Annotated in this window: 12 protein-coding genes and 1 pseudogene; 2 read left to right on the top strand and 11 right to left on the bottom strand. The window is 60.9% G+C overall.

What is annotated here, in order from left to right:
- Nucleotides 1–97: 97 nt before the first annotated feature.
- From MUN80_RS24030 to MUN80_RS24020, 3 genes are all read right to left on the bottom strand, one after another.
- Nucleotides 98–1,732 (bottom strand): tyrosinase family protein, encoded by a 1,635-nt coding sequence (locus tag MUN80_RS24030; protein WP_244717125.1) that lies wholly within the window; start codon nucleotides 1,730–1,732, stop codon nucleotides 98–100.
- Nucleotides 1,729–2,202: a hypothetical protein gene (locus MUN80_RS24025; RefSeq protein WP_244717123.1), complete on the bottom strand. Its 474-nt coding sequence runs from the start codon at nucleotides 2,200–2,202 to the stop codon at nucleotides 1,729–1,731. The genes MUN80_RS24030 and MUN80_RS24025 overlap by 4 nt, the downstream gene beginning before the upstream one ends.
- A 328-nt stretch (nucleotides 2,203–2,530) precedes the next feature.
- Nucleotides 2,531–4,630: a beta-N-acetylhexosaminidase gene (locus tag MUN80_RS24020; protein ID WP_244717121.1), complete on the bottom strand. Its 2,100-nt coding sequence runs from the start codon at nucleotides 4,628–4,630 to the stop codon at nucleotides 2,531–2,533.
- 126 nt (nucleotides 4,631–4,756) lie between these two features.
- Between MUN80_RS24020 and MUN80_RS24015 the strand changes: the two genes are divergently transcribed.
- The gene (locus MUN80_RS24015; RefSeq protein ID WP_244717119.1) at nucleotides 4,757–6,541 is read left to right on the top strand and encodes a hypothetical protein; all 1,785 of its coding nucleotides are present in this window, start codon (nucleotides 4,757–4,759) and stop codon (nucleotides 6,539–6,541) included.
- Nucleotides 6,542–6,559: 18 nt separating this feature from the next.
- Here MUN80_RS24015 and MUN80_RS24010 read toward each other — a convergent pair whose 3' ends face one another.
- From MUN80_RS24010 to MUN80_RS23985, 6 genes are all read right to left on the bottom strand, one after another.
- The gene (locus MUN80_RS24010) at nucleotides 6,560–7,918 is read right to left on the bottom strand and encodes a DUF58 domain-containing protein (RefSeq protein ID WP_244724956.1); all 1,359 of its coding nucleotides are present in this window, start codon (nucleotides 7,916–7,918) and stop codon (nucleotides 6,560–6,562) included.
- A gap of 127 nt (nucleotides 7,919–8,045) precedes the next feature.
- Nucleotides 8,046–9,086, bottom strand: coding sequence for an AAA family ATPase (locus MUN80_RS24005; protein WP_262922028.1), 1,041 nt, complete (start codon nucleotides 9,084–9,086; stop codon nucleotides 8,046–8,048).
- Nucleotides 9,087–9,246: 160 nt separating this feature from the next.
- Nucleotides 9,247–10,644: a DUF4350 domain-containing protein gene (locus MUN80_RS24000; RefSeq protein ID WP_244717117.1), complete on the bottom strand. Its 1,398-nt coding sequence runs from the start codon at nucleotides 10,642–10,644 to the stop codon at nucleotides 9,247–9,249.
- A 12-nt stretch (nucleotides 10,645–10,656) separates the two neighbouring features.
- Nucleotides 10,657–11,379: a DUF4129 domain-containing protein gene (locus MUN80_RS23995; RefSeq protein ID WP_244717115.1), complete on the bottom strand. Its 723-nt coding sequence runs from the start codon at nucleotides 11,377–11,379 to the stop codon at nucleotides 10,657–10,659.
- Nucleotides 11,380–11,508: 129 nt separating this feature from the next.
- Nucleotides 11,509–12,471, bottom strand: coding sequence for a hypothetical protein (locus MUN80_RS23990; RefSeq protein ID WP_244717113.1), 963 nt, complete (start codon nucleotides 12,469–12,471; stop codon nucleotides 11,509–11,511).
- A gap of 13 nt (nucleotides 12,472–12,484) precedes the next feature.
- Complete coding sequence (locus tag MUN80_RS23985; protein ID WP_244717111.1) at nucleotides 12,485–13,435, bottom strand: stage II sporulation protein M; 951 nt, start codon at nucleotides 13,433–13,435, stop codon at nucleotides 12,485–12,487.
- A 219-nt stretch (nucleotides 13,436–13,654) separates the two neighbouring features.
- Here MUN80_RS23985 and MUN80_RS23980 point away from each other — a divergent pair, with 219 nt between their 5' ends.
- The gene (locus MUN80_RS23980) at nucleotides 13,655–14,380 is read left to right on the top strand and encodes an RDD family protein (RefSeq protein WP_244717109.1); all 726 of its coding nucleotides are present in this window, start codon (nucleotides 13,655–13,657) and stop codon (nucleotides 14,378–14,380) included.
- Between the two features lie 99 nt (nucleotides 14,381–14,479).
- Here MUN80_RS23980 and MUN80_RS26260 read toward each other — a convergent pair whose 3' ends face one another.
- Nucleotides 14,480–14,791 carry a T9SS type A sorting domain-containing protein gene (locus MUN80_RS26260; protein ID WP_375373996.1) on the bottom strand — a complete coding sequence of 104 codons (312 nt, stop codon included), beginning with the start codon at nucleotides 14,789–14,791 and terminating at the stop codon, nucleotides 14,480–14,482.
- Between the two features lie 60 nt (nucleotides 14,792–14,851).
- Nucleotides 14,852–16,480 (bottom strand): annotated as a pseudogene (locus MUN80_RS23975) (DUF4394 domain-containing protein); the annotation flags it as partial.
- Nucleotides 16,481–16,631 lie beyond the last annotated feature (151 nt).

Genomic DNA, 16,631 nt, shown 5'->3' with positions numbered 1-16,631 from the left:
TTACTACGCCAAAGCCCCCGAGCCGGGCCGTCCGGCCTTGGCCAGCCGCTCACCGATTCGGGGGCGTAACAAGCAGCGCGGCAAGGTGCCGGCGCGCCTAGCGGATTTCCACGTGCATCTTGCTTTTCACGGCCTGCACGGTTTTGGCCTGAGACGTATTGGCCTCGGCAGCAGCAGCGGCGCGGGCGGGTATGGGGCGGCTGCCCGCGCGGGTAATCAGCTCCACGGTAATATTGTCGAGGGTTTTTTCCTCCTCGCGCAGCGTAATGAGCGGGAAAGCCGCCTTTACTTCCAGGTGAGTTTGGCAGTTGATGCAGGAACCTGAGTCCCAGCGGCTCAGCACCGATTTGTAGCCGATGAGTTCTTTCTGGCCGTCTTTCTCCGCAAAGGCTGCAATGATGAAGGAGCCTTTGATGGGGGCCTTGTTGATCTGGGAAACGTGCAGTACCTGCTGGCCCGAAGCCTTTTGGGCCACCGCCGCTTGCGCCATAACGGGCACTTCGGCCAGGGAGCCAACCGTGTAAGTGTAGCCCAGCTGGGTTTCGATGTTGATACAGTCGCGCGAAACGTAATCTGAACCGTTGTTGTCCGTGCCCTGCTTAAAGGGGTACAAGGGGGTGTCCAGCGTAAGCGGGGTATTATCGGGAATGCCCGGCGTCGGACCCTGAGACGGGTTGCCGGAGGAATTGGTGCCCGCGTAGTTGTCGATGATTTCGAGCTGGTCGGTGGCCTGGTGCTGCTGCTGCCACAGCCAGAAAACCCGGTCCACGTTGCAGTGGTGAAGGTAGAAAATGGGGTCCAGGGCGGCGGTGTCGTTTTCGCCCATGTCGCCGTTGGCATCCTGAATCAGCGACAGGTCGGTGCCGGGCACGTCGAACCCGCCCACGGCCAGGTGAATGTCGTTGTGGGGCTGCTCCAGCGGCATTACCTGTTCGTTGGCCGGCTTGCCGGTATTCCATTCCTGGGCCGAGGTGGTGTTGGAAAAGACCGTGTAGTTGGGTGCCTGTAGGCACTGCTGAAACTCGGCCAGAATGCCAATCGGGTTCTCCGTGCCATTGTAGAAGGTATGCTTCATCCACTGCACCACGTTGGAGTCAAGCGTCGCAATGTTCTGTTCGGCGTCGGGATACTGTGCGTTGTGGGAGGCGGTGGCCGCCTGGTCCTGGGGCGTGCCCACCAGGCCCGACAAGGGGTAGCGCACCGTCTCGTAACCGACCGGCTTGGAATAGTTCGGGTCGTCGGGGTTGCCTTGGTTATCCGACTTGACGTTGTCGACAATGGCTACCGGCAGGGTGAAGGACCGCAGCGGGTTCGGAATCATCTGTCCATCCAGCGGGTACGTTTCCGCCGTCAGCACCTTCGGAATCCCGGTGGTCAGCGTGTAGTTGTCGGTTTCGTCCCAGTAGGGCAGCGTTACGTCCTCGCAGCCGGGAATGCTGCGCAGCGCCTCCTCAACTTTGAGGCAGTACACCCGGTGCCAGGTCGGAAACAGGACGTTGCCGTGGTTGCAGTAGCCACCCCAGTAGGCGCTGTCGGTGGCACCCTCGCCCCGGAAAGGCTCCCCGTGGTAGCCGCCCAGGTTGAAAAACGACTTCAGGTCGTCCGGGGGCAAGGCCTTGATGCCGGCCCAGGCCCGGATCAGGTTGTCGAGCGGCTTGGTATTACCGGCGTCGTACTCTTTTTGCAGCTCGATGACCGAGTAGCGGGTGCGGATAGGGGAGGGAGAATTCATGCGGGAACGTTGGATTTAATGCGTGATAAGGCGGTAAAAGAGAAAGTATTCAGCAGGGAGCCCGTAACTAATGCCGCAATGCCAGCCAGGGCCAGCCACGGGCCAGAGACAACGCCGATGCGGGCCAGCAGCAGGCAGGCGGCTCCTAGCAGGCTGCAGGCGAAGGGCCAGTAACGCTGGGCTGCGAACTGCCGAAACAGCAGATACAGGTGCAGCACCAGCAACCCAACCAGCACGGGCAGCATCCAGGGCTGATAAGCCGGCAGCCGGGTAAGACCAATGCTGCCCAGCACGCTCATGTAAGCCGCCCAGCACATCGGGCACTTCGGGAAAAAGGCAATACCCAGGCTAACCAGCGTGGGCGGCACCGACTTGGCCAGGCGGCCGGCCTGGGCGCGCACGTCCCGGTTTGCCGCAGCCGGCGGGGCGCAGCCACACGAGCAAGCCGGCGGAGCAACAGTAGATTCCATGCGTATCATCTTGGCTTATTGATAGAAGCATGACAAAGCTATGCTTCGGCTCAGGCCCATATACCCGTAAAAAAGCCTGATTTGAAAACCAGGTGTTTTTACCTGGTTGCGCCTAGCGTGGGGCAGTAAGCCCTAGGATTTGCTACCGGTTCTGGCTTCGGTTCCAGCCCTCAAGCATGAACTGCACAGCTCAGGTAGGCACTGAAGCTTGCTTCTCCGGCAAGCAAAAGCCGCGGCGCAGTAACCAGCTGTTGTGGTCACCGCGCCGCGGCTTTCTTGTTTTGAATACTGTGCCGTTGCACCGGGCAAGGCGTACTGTAAGCTTATTTTATAAGGTCAGCAGCTTGCGAAGGTGGTTGACTACGGCCAGCTCGGCCTGACCGGCGGGAGCTTTGGCGGCATCCAGCTGCTTAAGAGCCGTAGCCTGCCAGGCCGCCGCCGGCTTCTGGCCCTTTTCCAGCATCTGCAGGCGCTCCAGGCCCAGGGCCGCTAACTGCCGTAGCTGGGTGGAGAGCGGGGCGTATTCCCACAGGCTGGAGCCTTTCAGAAACAAGGGCTGCAGTTTTTGGTCATTGCTTTCCCAGGTACGCAGCTGGGAATTCAGGAAGGACAGCAAGGCTTTGGAGCTGGCTCCCTTGAACCGCTCCGCGGGCGGCGCCAACTCCAGGTACTGATTCAATCCTTCCACTGCCACGCCAAACTGCCGGGCCGCTTCCGATTCGGCCGGGGCCGCGTCTACCAGGCGGGTCAGTGGGGTAGAGGGCGTGTAGGTGAAGCCCTGGAAATGGCGCTTATACTCCTTCACGGGCTCCAAAACGCCTGCCAACGTGCGCAGGGCCGCCACGTCGCGGCCCCCGGCCAGTTGAGTCAGTAGCTGCTCCGGAGCCTTGCGGTGCCGTAGCCCCAGCGTTTCGAGCTCCACTGACACGACGCCCAAACGGCGGTACATGTCGGGCACGTCGCGCACGGCAGCAGCCGACCACAGCCGTTCAGCCACCGCCGCCGCCCGGGGCCAGATGCGGCTTTCGATGATGACGCTGTCGGCAAATTCGGACCACATGGTGGCCTCACCGCCCAGAATCAAGTTTTTCTGGGTGGCCGAAAGGGGCGCGTCGGCGGGTACGGGGTCGGTGAGGTAGTGGCTGGCGGCCGTCAGGTTCAGGTCGAGGTAGTAACCATTGGAAAGCAGGGCGGCGTGGCCCTGCTTGGCGGCATCATACAGCCCTTTACGGCCGCGCCAGCTCTGAATGACGGCATCTTCAGGCAAGCCCGGCCCCAGGATTTCGTCCCAGCCCACCATTCTCTTCTGGTACTTGGTCACAAACTGTAGAATGCGCCGGTTGAAATGCGTCTGCAGGGCGTGCTTATCGAGCTGGCCGTTGTCTTTCAGAAACCCGTTTTGCTTTGCCCAGGCCATGATGCGCGGGCTACGCCGCCACTGCCGCCCGTCGTTTTCGTCGCCGCCAATGTGGAAGTAGGGGTCGGGAAACAGCGCCGTCATTTCGCCCAGCATCTTGTCGATAAGCTGGTAGGTGGTTTCCTTGGTGGGGTCCAGGGCAATGTTGAGCGTACGCCAGGTTTGGGCCGGGCCGTAGGTTGAGTCGATGGAAGCCAGCTCCGGGTAAGCCGCCATCCAGCTGGTCGTATGGCCGGGCATGTCGAACTCAGGAATAACCCGGATGCCGCGCTGAGCAGCATAGCGAATAACCTCGCGCACCTGATCCTGGGTGTAAAATTGCCCACCAACCTGGTGCAGGCGGGGCAGCACCTTGCTTTCGACCCGGAAGGCCTGGTCGTCGGACAGGTGCCAGTGCAGCACGTTAAGCTTCACGGCGGCCATACCATCGAGGTTGCGCTTGAGCACGGGCAGGGGCATAAAGTGCCGGGCGGCATCAACGAGCAGGCCTCGCCATTTAAAGCGGGGGGAGTCGGCAATATCCACTTCGGCGAAGTGGTAGTCCTTTTTCTCTGTGTTCAGCAGCTGCCGTAGCGTAGCCAGCCCGCGCAGGATGCCCAAGTGAGTGTTGGCCGACAGCGCAATGCCCATGGGCGTCACGCGCAGGCTGTACATCTCGTCGTCGCCGAGAAGGGTGAGTTGCCCCAGGCGGCCGTAGGTGATGGTTAAATCGGCAGCCCCGGAAGCCACAAACTGAGTGGTCAGGCGCTTATCGTTGGTTTGCTGCCCAAGCCAAGTGCCGAACTCCGCCAGCGGGGGGCGGAGCGCCGAATCGGCTTTGGGGCCCTGCACCTGTACCCGCCACTGGCCCTTCAGCGCAAAACGGCTTTTGCCCCACTGCACCGTGCTGGGCACTGGCAGCAGGCTGCGGGTATCCGTAACCACGGGGGCCTGGGCCGCCAGCGGATTTACGCTTAGGCACCAGATAAAAACAACGAATACAAACGACGACAGAAACGGACGAGCCAGCATAAGCAAAGAAAACGACGGAAGCTAAAGGTATGCAACGACCGGGCCCAAGTGCACGAAACCGGGGATTAACCGCTAATTTGGAGCTTTTATCGGCCTAGTAGCTACCGTATCGGAACCGACTGTATTATGAAATCTGCTTCCTGGCTGGCGTGGCTTGTGTGCGTAATCGTGCTGTTGAGCACTGCTTTTCAAGCGTGGGTGTGGCACAAAGACAAGCTCGAGTACATCGGCTCGGATACGGCCGGCTACTACCTCTACCTGCCCGCCACGCTGGTACACCACGATTTGCGGCAGCTCAACTTCCGCGACGAGATGATAGCCCAGTATCATCCCACGCCCCGGTTTGAGCACGCCACCCGCGACTCGGTATCGGGCAACTTCGTGCTGAAATACTCCTCCGGCCTGGCCCTGCAGGAGCTGCCCTTTTTTCTGGTAGCCCACGCGCTGGCCGGGCCCCTGGGCTACCCCGCCGACGGCTATTCGCCGCCTTATCAGTGGGCCTTGTTGGTCGCCAGCCTATTGGTGGCCATCGGCAGCCTGGCCCTGGTGCGCCGGGCATTGCTGCCGCGGTTTGGGGAGTGGCCTACGGCGCTGACGCTGCTGATTCTGGTGCTGGGTACCAATTATCTGGTGTATAGCGCCGGGCAAGGTGCCATGACCCACAACTGGCTGTTGGGCTGGTACGCGGTGTTGTTGCTGCTCACGCCCAGCTTTTACGCTCGCCCGACCTTGTGTAAAGCCCTGGGAATCGGGGCTACGGTGGGGATAATGACCTTAACGCGCCCCACCGAAATTCTGGCCGTGCTGCTGCCGTTGCTCTGGGGGCTGGAGTTGAGCCGCGCGGTGTGGCAGCAGCGGCTGGCTTTCTGGCGACAGCACCTGCGCCTGCTGCTGGCCGCCGTGGCGGCAGGTGGGCTGCTGGTCAGCATTCAGATGTTCTATTGGCACTACGCCACCGGCTCCTGGGTGTACTACAGCTACGTGGATGAGGGCTTCGATTGGCTCAAGCCCCACGTCTGGGACGGCCTCTTCAGCTTCCGTAGCGGCTGGCTGATGTACTCGCCCCTGCTACTGACCGCGCTGGTCGGCTACGCCGCGCTGCGTCGGCAGCAGCCCGCTGCTTTCTGGCCCATGGTCATCTACTTGGTGGTGTTCATCTACGTCACGTTTGCCTGGCAGCAGTGGACTTACGGCGGTTCCTTGGGCGCCCGGGCCATGATTCAGACCTACGCCGTGCTGGCCTGGCCGCTGGCGGCGGCGCTGTGCTGGCTGCTGACCCGGCCCCGCTGGGCGGCGGCCTACGGAGGGCTGGCCGTGGTGGGGTGCTACTACAGCATGTGGCTCATATTCTGCGGGCTGGTGTACGTCGGGGATATGAACCGCTCCTATCTGTGGCGCATCCTGTTCCGCTACGAGGTGCCCGTTGAAACCCGCCTGCTGCTCGACAGCAACTCGGAGTTTACCGGCACGGCTGTCCGGCAGCGGGTGCTGTGGCAGCAGGATTTCGAGCAGGAAACACTCGGCCTTTGTGGCACTCCGGCCCTGGAAGGCCGGTGCTCCTTGGCCCTGGATTCCTTGCACCCGCAAAGCCAGGAGTACGTCATGCCCGCCCGGCCCGGCGACTTTCAGTGGGTGCGGGCCTCGGCCGTAGCTAAGGCAAACTACCCGGAGTGGGACATGCCGCGCATGACGCAGTACGTCATCCGCTTCCGCCGGGGCTCGGAGGTCGTGAAGGAGCGTACCGTGCGCCTGCAGCGGGCCCTGGAAGACACCTGGCCCCAGGAGCTGCACTTTGATATGCGCCCGCCCAAGGACGAATTCGACAACGTTTCGGTGGTTTTCCTCTACTATGGCTCCCAGGCCGGGCTGCTGCTGGATTCGGCCAAGCTAACGGTCTTCGACGAAGAGTAATTGCTGCTCGGCTTACCGCTAGATCAGGCCCCGCGCCTTGAATTCCAGGTAGCGGTTGATGGTGTTGACGGTGAGCTGCTGGGGTGGCGTGAGCAGGCTGTAGATGCCGTAGCGCTGCAGCTCGCGCACAATCTGGCGCTTTTCCTGGGCAAATTTCTCGGCTATGGTCTGGTTGTAGACGTCGGCGGTGCTGCTGGCGGGCTGGTCGAGGTAGTGCTGGAGCTCGGTATTCTCGAAGAACACCACTAGTAGCAGATGGTCTTTGGCCAGGCCGCGCAGGTAGGGCAGCTGGCGTTGCAGGCCGTTGAGGGTTTCGAAGTTGGTGAACAGGATCAGCAGGCTGCGCTGGCGGATTTTGGCCTTGACGTTGGAATAGAGCAGCTGGTAGTCGGTTTCCAGGTAGCGGGTGCGCTGCTTGTAGAGCACCTCCAGAATCTTCTGCATGTGGCCTGCCCGCCGCTCAGCTGGCACCACCGTGCTCAGGCGGTCGGCAAACGTGAGCAAACCGGCCTTGTCGTGCTTGAGCAGGGCAATATTGCTGACGACGAGCGTGGCGTTGATGGCGTAATCGAGCAAGCTCAGGCCCTCGAAGGGCATGCGCATCACCCGGCCCTTATCAATAAGGCAGTACACCTGCTGGGCCCGCTCGTCCTGATAGTGGTTCACCACCAGCGTATCGGTGCCGGTACCGGCGCGGCGGGCCGTGGCTTTCCAGTTGATGGTGCGCGGGTCGTCGCCGGGAACGTAGGGCCGGATCTGCTCAAACTCCATGCTGTGGCCCACCCGGCGGATGCGTTTCACCCCGATTTCCGTCAGCCGGTTGCTGATGGCCAGCAGCTCATACTGCCGCATCTGCAAAAACGACGGGTATACCGGCACCACCTGATCTTGCCCGTAGCAGAAGCGCCGTTGCGCCAGCCCCAGCGGCGACTTGACAAACACGTTCAGGGCCCCAAACTGGTACTCGCCCCGCCGCACTGGCCGCAGTTGGTAGTGAATCACGGTGGTTTGACCCGCCGGTACCGTGGCCCGGAACAGCACGTCGCGGCGCTGAAACTGGGGTGGAATCTCGTCGATGGTTTCCGTCGTGACCGGGAAGCGGTAGGTGTTTTCCAGGTAAATGGCTACGTCGTTGTCGCTGCCGTTGGCCAGCTTATCCCCCAGCACCCGCCGCCCGAAGACGCCGCCGGCTCCGGTGCGGGCCGAGCCAAACAGCAGCAGCCAATCGACCAGCGTCAGGACTACCAGCAGACCCAGCAGCAACTGCATAGGCACCAGCAGTCCGGGCCAGAAAAAGGCGACGACCAGTCCGAATACCACGGCGGTCAGTAGCAAGAAAAAGCGCAGGGTCAGAAACAGGGATTTCACGAAAGGCAGTCGAAAAACAGGCGTGGCAAATCAGGCGCGCGGCAAATGGGGCTAGCGCGTTCGAGCAGTAGTACCCGGAACGGTCATGCCGCTAGCTAGTCGACGTGACGTTCTTAGTGCTTGCTAGGCGTAAAGCCTAACGGGGCACTTCAATCTGCTGCACAATTTGCTTGACTACGTCATCGGCTGTCTGGCCTTCCATTTCGCGCTCCGGCGTCAGCAGAATGCGGTGGCGCAGCACGTGGGGCGCCAGATACTGCACGTCTTCCGGCGTCACGAAGTCGCGGCCGCGCAGGGCGGCCAGGGCTTTGGCGCCGTTGAGCAGTGCCAAAGAAGCCCGCGGCGAAGCGCCCAGATACAGGCTTTTGTGGGCCCGCGTCTGGCCCACGAGGCGGGCAATGTATTCCAGAAGCTGGGGCTCTACGTGCTGGCGCTGCACTTGCTGGCGCAATTCGCGCAGGTCGTCGGCCGTCAATACGGCCTGCACCTGCTCCAGAGCCGTGCTGCCCAGGCCCGCGTGGTGGCCCTGCAGAATAGCAACTTCTTCCGTCAGTGAGGGGTAGCCCACGTGCAGTTTAAACAGGAACCGGTCGAGCTGAGCCTCGGGCAGGCGGTAGGTGCCTTCCTGCTCAATCGGGTTCTGGGTAGCCAGCACCACAAACGGGTCCGTCATGGCGTAGCGGGTGCCATCCTGGGTTATCTGCCGCTCTTCCATCACCTCAAACAGGGCCGACTGGGTCTTGGCTGGCGCCCGGTTGATTTCATCAATCAGCACGATGCTGGCGAAGATAGGCCCGGGCCGAAACTCGAACTCGGACGTGTTGGGCCGAAACACGGCGGTGCCCAGCACGTCGGAAGGCATTAGGTCGGGGGTGAACTGCAGGCGGCTAAACGACACAGCCAGGGTGCGGGCCAGTAACTTGGCCGTAAGGGTTTTGGCCACGCCGGGCACGCCTTCCAGCAATACGTGCCCATCGGCCAGCACGGCAGTCAGCAGCAGCTCGGCCAGGTCGTGTTGGCCCACAATCACCTTGCTCAACTCACCGCGAATCGCCTCGGCGTGCCGACTTAGGTTGCTCAAATCGGTGCGGGGCACAAAGGCAGCGGGGGCGTCTGGGGTCGCTGCAGGCACATGTGGCTCGGGAGCGGAGAAGGTAGATTCAGAGGTGTTTTCCATGGGAAGAAGCAGTGCGGCTGCTACGTGAGGAGAAGAAATGCCGTGAGAATTATTTAATTAGCCCCAATCTATGCTCGATCATAAAGCTGCTTTAATAGCAATAAAGCTCATATCGGAATAGTTAAAAAACGGTAAAATTATATTTGCTAGCATAATGCAATTATTTACTGACAGCTTGGCGAAACTCGTGTAGGGCCCGGCTAAGCAGCAGCAACTCCGTATCCGAAACCTGTGGGGCCGTGCGAACCAGGTTAATGCGGCGCACCAGTTGCTCTACTGCCGTCACGGGCACACCAGCCTTTTGAGCTACCCGTTCCCGGGATTCAGCACTGTTGAAATCGAGGCTAGGCTCATTGAGGCGTTGGCGCAGAAACTCCAGGAACAGCCCGATTTTCTTCTCGGCAATCAGGGCGTGGTTGCCGCCCTGGCGGTAGAGGCTGGCTACGGTGCGGGTGAACTGCAGCGTCGTGTTGGGCAGGGGCTTCAGAATTGGGATGATGCGCTGCCGCCGCCGGGCCTCGAACAGCACGAAAAGCACGGCCCCCACCAGGCTCAGATACAAGGCCCGCCGCAGGGCATCGTGGGCCAGCAGTACCCGCAGCAACGACTGTTCGCCCTGCCGACCCTGCTTCTGGTACTCGTCCCACCACACCGGGCGGCCAGCAGGCAAATAGGAGAGGGCTGCAAAGGCCAGGTTGCCAGTGGGTGGCTGCAGCACGAAGTAGTTGGTAAACGCTAACGGCACGGAGCAGACGTATACGTGGCCCCGGCCGTGCGGAATCCGAACCAGTACAGCCCGGCCCTGGGCGTCGGTGGCCAGCTGGGTAGCCCGTAGGCCGCTGTCGGGCAGGATGCGGTAGGAGGCCCCAACGAGAGGAAAGCGGAAGGCGCGTCCTGCCCGGCCGGATAGTCGGGGGTTGGTCAGCCGCAGCCCTACCGAGTCTTCGAGCAGGGCCTTGGGAGAATTGTCGCGCAGACGGGGCTTGCCCAGAAAGGGCGCGGTGTCGAACCCGAGCGTATCGGCAAACCGGGGCGTAAACCGTTCGGCGGCAATAAACACGTCGTTGCCGCGAGCTACGTGCCGCAGCAGGGCCCGGGTATCGGACGGGCTAAGTTCGAAGTCGTTGTTGACGAACAGGTAAGTGGTCTTGGGGTAGTCCGACTCGGCTAAGCCCTGAGCATAGTCACTTTCTTCCGAGTCGATTTCTGCAACTTCGGGCGCTGCATCCGCCCGTAGGCCCAGTGAGTCGGCGGGCGTGGCGGTGCTGTCAGTGGCTTCTTCCTGCTCCAGGTACACTTCCTCATCGGAAGCGGGTTGCAGCTCGTCTTCACCTTCCAGCTGGCTGTAAATCGGCAGCCGGACGGCTTTCACTTCCCGCGCGGGCACGCCCATGACCTCGGGTAGTACCTGATAGAGGACGTAGGTGCCGTAAGGAATCTTGTCTTTATTCTGGTAGGTGGGCCGCCAATCCAGAGGTTTGGGGCGGTTGTATTCCACGGCTACGTAGGCTCCGAACAGAAGGGCCAGGCCCAGCAAATACCAGCGGAAGGTCGTCATGGCGCGGGGAGGCTAGGCGGCGTGGGCCACGGTGGAAAGCTGGCGCTGGAAGGCCACGCGTACTTCGCGAGCCAGGGTGTAGTGGGCCAGGGACAAATCCTGTTGCTCCCCGTACCAGACGTATTCAAACTGCTGGGTAAGCTCCCGGAATACTGGCCGTAGCTGGCCCGCTGTCAGCTCCTGCAAGTAGTCGTGGTTGGTTTTTTCGGGCTGCCACTGAATCAGGCCCTGGTCGGTGAGCTGCTTGAGCACGTACAAATAGCCCAGGCGCACGGCTAGGCGGTAGTTGCCGACGGCTTCGGCTTCGGTCAGCAGCGCGTCGAAGTCCAGCCCGTGAATATCTTCCGTGGTGGTATCGTAGGGCAAGGGCATGGTGCGCGGGGCCCGGCCAAAGGCCCGGGTCAAATCAACCTGCATCAGCTTGAGCACCACGAATACCAGCCCGACCACCAGCAGGGCGTAGATGCCGTACTCCCACACCACTTTGCCGCCACGGGTAGAAAGCACTTCGTTGAGCCAGTGCATCAGCCGGGCCCAGAACAGGTCCCAGGTGCTTTGCTCACTCTTCACTTCCACGTACTGAAACGCGCGCTGCTCCCGGAATTCCCGCAGGCGGCCGGGGGCCGGCTGGCGCAGGGGCACGGCAGTGTTCCGGTCGGTGGGCAGGGTATGCACCGCAAGATCGGGCTTGTGCGCTGGCTGCTGGGCCTGGCCGGTCGGGCCGGCTAGCAGCAAAAACAGGAGTAGACCCCAACCGAAAAACCGCATCCGAATACGCAAAAACACTAGCAATGAAGCAGGATAAATAGCGGAGCCGGGCCCGCGTGGGGGAAAGATAAGGCAGAAGCGCCGGGCGAGGCTGGATTAGTATTCCCCTTCTTCATCGGCGCGGTAGGTCTGATTATAGGCCAGAGGAGTAGGGCTCTGGCCGATGCTGCCAATCAAGGAGCGTAGGCCCAGACCTTCCTTGCGCTCCACCAGGTTGAAATACTGGAAGGCCACGGCTAGCAACGGAATAGCCGCCGTAAACATGATGCCCAGCGCGTACAGACACTGCGTGGCAATACCCAGCGCATCCGAATCCAGCCCGGGAACGTTGAGCATCTTCCCCACCATGACGGCGTACTGCGGCAGTATAAAGATGAAGCACAGCATCATCTGAATCATGCTCGTAACCATAATCAGCCCGAACGTGGACCACCACTTGCCCTGCACCAGATAAAAGCTGCGCCGCAGGCTCTGCCACAGGTTGTCGTCTTCCAGCCAGAGAATGGGGAAATACAAGGTCAGCGGCACCATCACGTACAGGAACAGCGGAAAGATGACCAGGAAGAGCAGCCCGAAAAACGAGGTTATGGCCATCAGGCTCGTCAGGGCCAGCATTACCAGCAGATAAAGGCCAAACAGCAGCCCAAAAGCGCCCAGCATCCGACCCAGCCGGCCCTTGATAACCTGCCACACCGCTGCTGGCGCGGGCACGGCTTCGGCGGTCAGAATCACGCGCACGTAGCCATACACGGTGCCCATCAGCATCACGCCGGCCAGCATACCGCCCAGCATCGTAATGCCCATTCCCGAAAAGTAGGAGGCATTGAACAGCTCTCCTGGTGCTACTGGCCCGTAGGGCTTGCCCATGGAATTCAGGGCGAAGTTGGTAATCAGGCCCAGCCCTACGCCCATCAGCAGGGCGGCGGGCAGCACGAAGTACACCAGGCATTTGCCCAAGGGCCGCCAGTGAGCCGTTATACACTCAAAGGTGGCCGCTATTTTATTACCAAAATCCCGCTCCTGCCGAAAAGCAGCGGCGGTAGTAAACGTCGACTTCATAAGGCGAAGGAGGTCATAGCGTACCAGCCCGGCGGGCCAGCTGCCGCGGATACAGAATAAAGTACCAGATGATAAAGGCGGCCGAAGTGCCAATAATAAGCAGGCTCAGCAGCACGGGCATCTCGGTGTGGCGCGTCACAAAGCCTTCCAGGAAGCCGGCCACAATAAAAATCGGGACCAGGCCTATAGCCAGCTTTAGCCCGTCGCGGGCGCCCTGGCGGAAAGAGTCGGCCCGGGAAAAGGTGCCGGGAAACAGCAGACTGCGCGCCATGACTAGCCCCGCCCCGCCGGCCAGCACCACGGCCGATATTTCCAATGTACCATGAATCCAGATGGTGACCAGGGAAGGCAGCAGCACGCCTTTCTGGTAGAAAAAGTATTGGAAGGAGCCCAGCATCACCCCGTTCTGAAACAGCGCCCAGAGCGTGCCCAGGCCCAGCGTGGCGCCCAGGGCATAAGCCGTCAGGGCCACGTAGATGTTGTTCATAGTGATGTAGAGAAACATGGGCGTCTCGCTCATGCCCTTATACACGGCCATTGGGTCGCCCCGCTCAATGTTTTCGATGGTGCGGTTCACGTACTCGTCGCCCAGCACGACTCGCACGAAGGTGTCGTCGTTGGCGGCCGACAACACGCCCAGCAGCGTAAAAACCGTAAACAGTACCAACGACCAGGCCAGCGTGCGGTGGTGCTGGGCCACGAGCAAGGGTAGCTCCTGCCGCCAAAAGTGACCAAAGCGCGTCGTGGTTTCGCTCTTGTTCTGGTAGAGCTTCTGGTGCAGGCGCGCGGTCAGGTCGTTGAGGTAGCGCGTGGTAGTCGACGAGGGGTAGAAGGTCTGGGCGTAGGCCAGGTCGTCGGTCAGCTCGATGAAGCGGGCGGCCAGCTCGTCGGGGCCGGTGGCCGGCTCATTTTCGTAGCGCCGCCACTTGGCCTCATTTTGCCGAAGAAATACCGCCTCACGCATACACTGAATAAATAACTGGAAAAGCCACGCCGAACGGCAGTGCCGGTGCTAAAAAGCTGCCGGATAAAGCCCGCCCGGCCGGTAAAGCCGCTAAAGCCGGATTTGCGAAGATTGGTAAATTTTTCGACCTGATTGACTTTATATAAGGACTAAATTGCGTCCTTGGTCCAGGCTTGGACTTTTTCGTCGTTCGTTTTCTTTCTTACCGGTTGCCTTGTTATGAGTACCATTCGCGTCCAGACTACCCAGAACGTTACCCTCGAATATGAGGTAGCCAGCGTGGGAGAGCGTATCGTGGCCAATATTATTGATACCCTAATCCTGATTGGCTGGGCTGCAGCCTGGGTGCTGCTGCTCACCGCTTTAGGAGTGCAGGACGGGGCCGTGGCTATAGTAGTTGTGTTGCTGGTGGGACTGCCCTACATTTTCTACCACCTGCTCTGCGAAATTCTGTTTAATGGGCAGAGTCTGGGTAAAAAAGCCCGCCATATCAAAGTAATCCGCCTCGACGGCACCCCGCCCCGCATCGGCGACTACCTGCTGCGCTGGGTGCTGCGCATCGTGGATATGGGCTTTTTTGGAGGGTTGGTAGCCGTGGTAGTCATCTTGGCCAATGGCAAAGGGCAGCGCGTCGGCGACCTGGCCGCCGGGACCTGCGTGGTCAGTACCCGCCCGCGCCCGGATGCGGCCAGTTTGCTGGCTCCCGCCCTGACCGATGCCAACTACGTGGTGGTGTTTCCGCAGGCATCCCTGCTGGCCGACCACGATGTGGCTACTATCCGGCAATTGCTGGCCAAGGGCCTGGAGCGGGGAAACTATGCGTTCCTCAACGAAGTTGCCAACCGCGTCAAGGAAGTGACCGGGGTGCAGACTGACCTGAACGACGAAGCCTTCCTGCGCACCATCCTGCGCGACCATGCCCACCTAGCCGCGGAAGGCAGCTAAGCCAGATCAGGGCGTAGTTAAGACAGATTCAATAAAAAAGCCCTTCCACGAATTGTGGAAGGGCTCTTTTATATGGTCAGCTTAGGCTGCCGGGGTGGGTTAGTTCAGCAGTACGCCGCGCTGGGTACCGGCGGCCTTACCGTCGAGCAGCAGCTGGAAGAAGTACACGCCCTGACGCAGGTTCGAGGCGCTGTTCCAGCGGATGCCTTGCGTACCAGCGCCCAGGCGGCCGGCCTCAATCCGGTCGACCTGGCGACCCAGGGCATCCGTCACCACCATCGTCACCTGGGCCGAAGAAGCCAGGGTGAAGGCCAGACGGGTGTCGGCCGTTACGGGGTTGGGATACAGACCCAGGCCTGCTACCTCTTCCCGGTCGCGGGTACCGGTCGTAACGCCGGTAGCGGCGGCCACGGCAATGTCGCGGACGGTAATGCCGTTGCCGATTACGCCCACGGCAGTAGCGGCACCGGTCGTCAGGTTTACAGTGTAGAAGCTGCTATTGGCCGAAGTGCCAGTAGTAGCCACCAAGTACGCCGAGTTAACGCCCGCGCTGGTGCTGTAGATATCCATATCCACGTTGGCCGGATTCGTGTTGGCCACGATGCCGGAGCTGCCCACGGTGGTCAGCTGCCCGTCGGCGGGTGGGTTGGCAGTGCTCTGGGTATTGAGCACGTTCAGTACCTCGTCGTAGTTGTAGAGCGTGGTGGCGGTAGTACCGGCGAAGCTGTTGGTGTAGGCCACCGCCCCGATGGTCGGCGTATTGGTGCCAGTGGTGTAGGCCACGGGGCCGTCGGTAGCAGCCAGCGTGCCGGTTACCGGGTTGAGGCGGTAGTTGTTGCGGTTAGCGCCCACCACCCGGATGCGGTCCACGGTGGGGTTGAAGTCGAAGCTAACGCCGCCCGTGCCCAGGGCCAGGGCAATACCGGCGCTGGTCGGCGTCGCTACGCCGGTAGTTCCGTTGATGGTGTAGAGCTGGGCCGTCTGGGTCGTAGCATTGTAGCCCAGGGCGTACAGAGCGTTATTCAGCGGCCGCACGTCGAGGCCCACCAGGGTCTGGGTGGCATCTACGCCAGTAATGCCCACGGCTGTGCGCACCAGCGTGGGCTGGGCCGAGTCGAAGGTAATCAGGTTGGTACCAGCCAATGCGTAAACTAACTGGCCCGTAATGGCGGGCAGCGTGGCGGGCCGGTTGATAGCTACGGCTATATCCACGAAGCTAAAGGCGTTGCTGCTGCCCAGCGTACCCACGGCCGTAGCCGCGCCGGTAGCCAAATTGACTGTGTAAAGCTGGTTGATAGACGTAAACGTAATCGGCGACGACGTTGCCAGGGTTAGGTATGCCTGGTTCTGGCCCGTGGTAGGGTTAAAGTAGATGTCGAGGTCCGACACCTGGAGCGCCGTGTTAACCGATACTCCCAGAGCTCCCACCGTATTCAGGGTGCCGTTGTTGGGCGGGTCCTGGCGCACGAGGCGGCTGAAGGAATCGTCAATGTTGTAGAGCGTTGTTCCCGAGGCCCCAATGTAGGAGTTGGTGTAAGCCGATGAGCCCACGCCCGGCGTTTGGCCAGCATTGGCGTCGGTAGCGGCATAGGCCAGGTTGCCATCGGTAGCGGCAATAGTACCCGTGACGGGGTTCAGGCGGTAGTTGGCCTGGGTCAGACCCGACGTTACCCGGATGCGGTCCACGGTGGGGTTGAAGTCAAAGCCCACGCGGGTACCACCATCCCGGCCCAGGTTCAGGCTCATCAGGCCGCCTACGGGCGTCAGGGCGCCGGTCGTCGAGAGAACGTACAGCTGGGCGTTGTTCGTGGTAACATTGTCGTTGTAGCCGAGGGCAAAAATCTGGCCCGTGGCGGGACGCACGTCAATACCGATCAGCTCCTGGTTTGCGCCCAGACCCGTAATCGGCACGCTAGACGTGAAAGTTCCGGGTGCCGTTACCTGGAACGTCGCCAAGCTGTATTCGTCAATCTGGTTGATGGTGATGCCGTAGGCCGTTTGGGCCGAAGCTGGGGTAATGGCCGCCGTCAGGCCCAGGGCTGTGAGGCCGAGTAGAGCTTTACTGAAGGCACGTAATGGGTTTGTAGGGGTTCGTTTCATGATAAGAACAAATGGGGATTAGAGGTAAGGCGGAGTAAGAACCGCCCCGGGTGCTTGTTGAAACTCTACGGTTATAAAGCTGGCTTTGGATTGATTTAATTGATTTTTAATGCGTAGCCGGCCTTTTAGCTTAACTGTATCGGACTGCTTT

The sequence above is a fragment of the Hymenobacter cellulosivorans genome (assembly GCF_022919135.1).
GTDB lineage: Bacteria > Bacteroidota > Bacteroidia > Cytophagales > Hymenobacteraceae > Hymenobacter > Hymenobacter cellulosivorans.
The sequence above is the reverse complement of the archived record's forward strand: the minus strand, read 5'-3'. Positions and strand labels throughout refer to the sequence as shown.